The following is a 4,063-nucleotide window of genomic DNA, read 5'->3' as shown; positions in this document are numbered from 1 at the left end:
GACGTAGCCGCCCAGCTGCTCCTGGGTGTCGGCGAACGGCCCGTCCTGGACGCGCCGCCGCCCGTCCCGCCGCCGGACCGTCCGCGCCGCCGCCGGCGGGTCCAGGCCGCCGGCGGCGAGCAGGACGCCGCTCTCGGCGAGCGCCGCGAGGTAGCCGCGCCAGGCGGTCCAGTACTCGCCCGCCCGGTCCGGATCCTCGCGGGCGGCGAAGTCGTCGGGGTTCTCGGTCGCCATGATGAGGTACGGCACGACCCGATCCTCTCAGGCCGCGAGCGGGCGGCCGGTCTCCAGCAGGGTCTTGAGCCCGGACAGGATCGTGACCCAGCCCAGCTCCAGGTGGTCGCCGACCGGGGCGTCCGGGAGCTGCTCGTGCCGGCAGGTCAGCAGGGTGACGCCGGGAACCGGCATGACGGCGTCGGTGAGCTCGAAGGTGACCACCGACTCGGGCAACCGGTCGACCTCGGGGTCCCAGTGCCCGTTGAAGGTCAGTTCCAGGCGGCGCCCCGGATCGACCGCCAGCACCCGCCCGGTGATCATGTCACCGCCGCCGGCGGTGTAGCGGTACGGGGCGCCGGGCGTCAGGTCGTACTCGGCGGCGAAGCCGACGTAGTACTGCGGCGTGACGTCCCCGTCGATCAGGGCGGTCCAGATCTGGTCCGGGTGGCCCGGATGGCCAGGTGCAGCACGCGCGGGGTGGTGGTCATGGTCGGCTCCTTCGGGACGGTCCGTCGCCGGGACGGCGGCGGATCACCCCGCAGACGCGCGGGTGCGGCCCGTTTCGACAATCGGCACGGACCCGGCCCGACAATTCTCCCGGTGGCCGGGCCGGCCCGCTCACGGCGGCCCCGGGTAGGTCCAGCCGTCCGGGCCGACCGGCGGTTCCTCCGTCGTGTGCGGCAGGGTCGCCTCGGCGTTGAGCCGATCCAGCACGTCCAGCGGGTGCTCGGCGTCGGGCTGCCAGACGCAGAAGTGGCGGGCCAGCGGGTACTCGACCGTGCCGTACCAGGGATCTTCCCGCCGGCCGAGGTCGACCATGCCGATGCGCCGGCAGATCGCCGCCGACCCGCGGTTGTGCGGCCACATGCCGGCCCAGACCCGGGGAGCGCCGGTGCCGACCGCGTAGTCGAGCATGGCGGCGGCCGCCTCGGTCGCCCAGCCGTTGCCCTGGGCGTCCGGATGCAGGTACCAGCCGAGCTGCGGATCGCCGTGGGAGAGCCGGTCGACCATCACCGAGCCGGCCGGCGCCGGGGCGCCCGTCGGCACGATGGCCAGGCACACCGGGATGCCGTCGTCCTCGAGATGGCGGGCGATCATGTCCTCGACCTGCTCCCGGGTGGCCGGCCGGGCGTCGCCCAGCCAGCCGGTCACCTCGGGTCGCCGCAGGATGTCGTGCAGCCGATCGGCCTCCGCCGGCTGCCAGGGTCGCAGCACGGTGCGTCGGGTGGTGATCACCATGGCCGGCCACGGTAGTCGTTCCCGGCCGCGCGCACCGGCCATTTTCGGCTATCGCTTCGGTGCCGCCGCCGTCGATGCGGCCGCCGCCCCCGGGGCGAGGTCCGGCCGGTCGGCCCAGAACGTCCGGTCGAAACCGGGCGGGTTGTACTCCCAGTGCCATGGTTCGTTGCGGTACTGGAAGAAGCCGAACTCGGCGCCGTGCTCGAACATCCATTTGTACGCCGGCGCGGCGAGCAGCCTGATCGTGTTGGTCATCCGGGTGGTGACCTCGTCCACGTCGCGCAGCCCCCGGGTGCGCAGGTTCAGGTCCATGGCCAGCCCGAGGGAATGCGCCGAGTAGGAGGCGACGGCCGCGCTGTTGTCCGTGCTCTTCGCCGCCTTCTCGGCCCGCTTCCGCTCGCGGAACGCGTTGCCGATGCTCAGCGTCACGCCGTCGTTCGCGGCCGCCGTCCGCATCGCGGCGTACTGCTCGGCGGCGTACCGGTTGAGCATCTTGCGGGTGCCGCTCTTGGTCTCGCCGGCCGGGTCGCGCAGCTGGCCGGCGATGTACTCGTCGTAGGCGGCGGGGTCGGTGGCGAACTGCTTCTTGGTCAGCACGGCGTCGGCGCCGGTGTTGACCCGGCGCTCGCCGCCGCCGGGCCGTACCCGGGACAGCGCCAGCAGCAGCGCGGCCGCCTCCCGCTGGTGGGCCCCGCGCAGGTACCAGACGTCGACCGGGCCGTCCTTGGTCTTCTTCGGCACCGAGAACACCTCGTAACCGGAGTCGGCCCGCCACCGGGCCAGGTTCTCGGCCGAGGTGTCCTTGATCCTGAGCTTGGCCCCGGGGTAGTCCAGGTCGTTCCACGCCACGTTCTCGAACCGGGCGCGCTGGGCGGCGGGCAGCAGCTCCAGCGTGGTCCTGGTCGTGTCGGCGATCCATGCCCGGCGGTCACCCGCCGTCGGGGTGCCGGTCGTCGGGGTGGTCGGGCTGCCGGTGGTCGGCCGGCCGGTGGTCGGGCTGCTCGTGGTCGGGCTGCTGGTGGTCGGGCTGCTGGTGGTCGGGGCGCCGGTGGTCGGGGTGCTCGTGGTCGGGCGGCCGGCGGCGGGGACCGGTTCCGGCTGCCGGGCCGGTCCGGCCGACCCCGTTCCGGTGCCCGGGCCGGCCGGGGGTCCCTTGAGCAGCCGGGAACTGCTCGGGTCGGTCCGGGCGGCCAGCGCGTCGGCCAGCGGACCCTGCTCCGGGGTGCCCAGGCCGCCCACGACCTGCTCGTGGCCGGTCAGCCCGCCGGACTTGTTGGTGATCCCGTGCAGCACCTCGACCTTGAACCGGTCCTGCAGCAGCTCCTTGTCGGCCGCGGGGAGGCGGCCGCCCAGGGCCGGGGTGGTGAACCAGCGCCGGATGGCCGCGTCCAGGTCGTCGTACGTGCTCTTGTAGCCGGCCCGGGAACGGTAGGCCCGCAGCGTCGGGCAGCCGGCGATCGCCCAGACCCGGCTGATCGGGTTGCCGGCCGCGACGAGCGCGTCCCGGGTCCGGTTGAGATGCAGGTACACCCACTCGATCACGGTGGACAGCTCGGTGGCGTTGTTGATCGCCTCGAACAGCACCACCTGGGTGGGGTTCAGGGCGGGGGCCGGTCCGGGGGGTGGCTGGCCCTTCTTGGCCGCCCGGGCCCCCGCCCGGGCCTGGGCCTTGGCTGCATCCAGCTCGGCCCGCAGGGCCTTACGGACGGTGTGCCCGCCGCCGCTGTGCGCGGACAGGATCAGGTTGGTCTGCAGCGACCCGCCGGCCGGAACGGGCAGTTCCTTGGTGGCCTGCAGCCGGGTCACGACCGCGTCGATGTACGAGCGGGGCTCGAAATCGGCGCCGAAGAACGAATGCCCGACGCCCTGCGGGAGGATCGCGAGGGTCTGCGGGTTCGTCCGCGTCACGGTGGCCATCTGCTGGGCGATCCGGTCCTGGTCGATGTCCCGGACCGGCTTGTAGGACTTGCCGTCCCGGGTGATCGGCACGCTCGACTGGCGCCACCCGGCGGCCGGATCCCCGCGCCGGCTGGTGTAGCCGTGCAGGTGCAGCAGCACGTCGATCGGCCGGTCGACGGTCAGGCCCGCCGGCTTGAGCACGATGGCCCGGCCGGCGGCGGTCTCGACGGTGCGGTTGCGCTCGCTCTGCGCGCCGTCCTTCTTCGCCGCGTCGTAGTCCGGGCTCCAGTCCAGCTGGTTTCCGGCCGGGATGTCGTCGAGCGGGATGCGACGGATGCCGGTGCCCTCGACATCGTCGCGGGCCGCGGCGTTCCAGCCGGGTCCACCGTCGGCGGCCGTGTCCGCGCCGGTCCAACCGGCCGTCGCCCGGGGCGTCGCCGGTTGCCGCTGCACGGCGGTGAGCAGGCCGGCGACGGCCTGGTTGCCGGCGGTGGCCTGGAGGTCCAGGACGGCCTGGGCCGGTTGCGGGGCCGGGCTCGGGCGCCGGGTGGTGGCCGCCCGGGTGCCCGCCGGCGCGGCGGCCCGCCGCACCGCACCGGGCCGCGGGGGCCGGATCCGCGTGCGTGCCTCACCCATCGATCCATCATGACGATCCGGACGGCGAGCGCGAAAGCACTTTCGGGCACGATCCGTCGCCCGCCGGCCCGGT

At 74.2% G+C, this 4,063-nt stretch carries 4 protein-coding genes; all 4 read right to left on the bottom strand.

The window, feature by feature from the left end:
• On the bottom strand, window positions 1–249 hold a 249-nt coding region (locus ACOJUF_RS02550; RefSeq protein WP_420120296.1), incomplete at its 3' end, for a YciI family protein.
• Window positions 250–261: 12 nt separating this feature from the next.
• Window positions 262–651 carry an SRPBCC domain-containing protein gene (locus ACOJUF_RS02545; RefSeq protein ID WP_420120297.1) on the bottom strand — a complete coding sequence of 130 codons (390 nt, stop codon included), beginning with the start codon at window positions 649–651 and terminating at the stop codon, window positions 262–264.
• A gap of 183 nt (window positions 652–834) precedes the next feature.
• Window positions 835–1,455 (bottom strand): GNAT family N-acetyltransferase, encoded by a 621-nt coding sequence (locus ACOJUF_RS02540; RefSeq protein ID WP_420120295.1) that lies wholly within the window; start codon window positions 1,453–1,455, stop codon window positions 835–837.
• 48 nt (window positions 1,456–1,503) lie between these two features.
• Window positions 1,504–3,990, bottom strand: coding sequence for a M15 family metallopeptidase (locus tag ACOJUF_RS02535; protein ID WP_420120294.1), 2,487 nt, complete (start codon window positions 3,988–3,990; stop codon window positions 1,504–1,506).
• Window positions 3,991–4,063 lie beyond the last annotated feature (73 nt).

It is taken from the genome of Nakamurella sp. (assembly GCF_048594475.1).
Taxonomy (GTDB): domain Bacteria; phylum Actinomycetota; class Actinomycetes; order Mycobacteriales; family Nakamurellaceae; genus Nakamurella.
The sequence above is the reverse complement of the archived record's forward strand: the minus strand, read 5'-3'. Positions and strand labels throughout refer to the sequence as shown.

Coding starts and splice junctions, on each gene's coding strand:
- ACOJUF_RS02540 (WP_420120295.1), bottom strand. CDS start 1,455: ATGGTGATCACCACCCGACGCACCGTGCTGCGACCCTGGCAGCCGGCG.
- ACOJUF_RS02535 (WP_420120294.1), bottom strand. CDS start 3,990: ATGGGTGAGGCACGCACGCGGATCCGGCCCCCGCGGCCCGGTGCGGTG.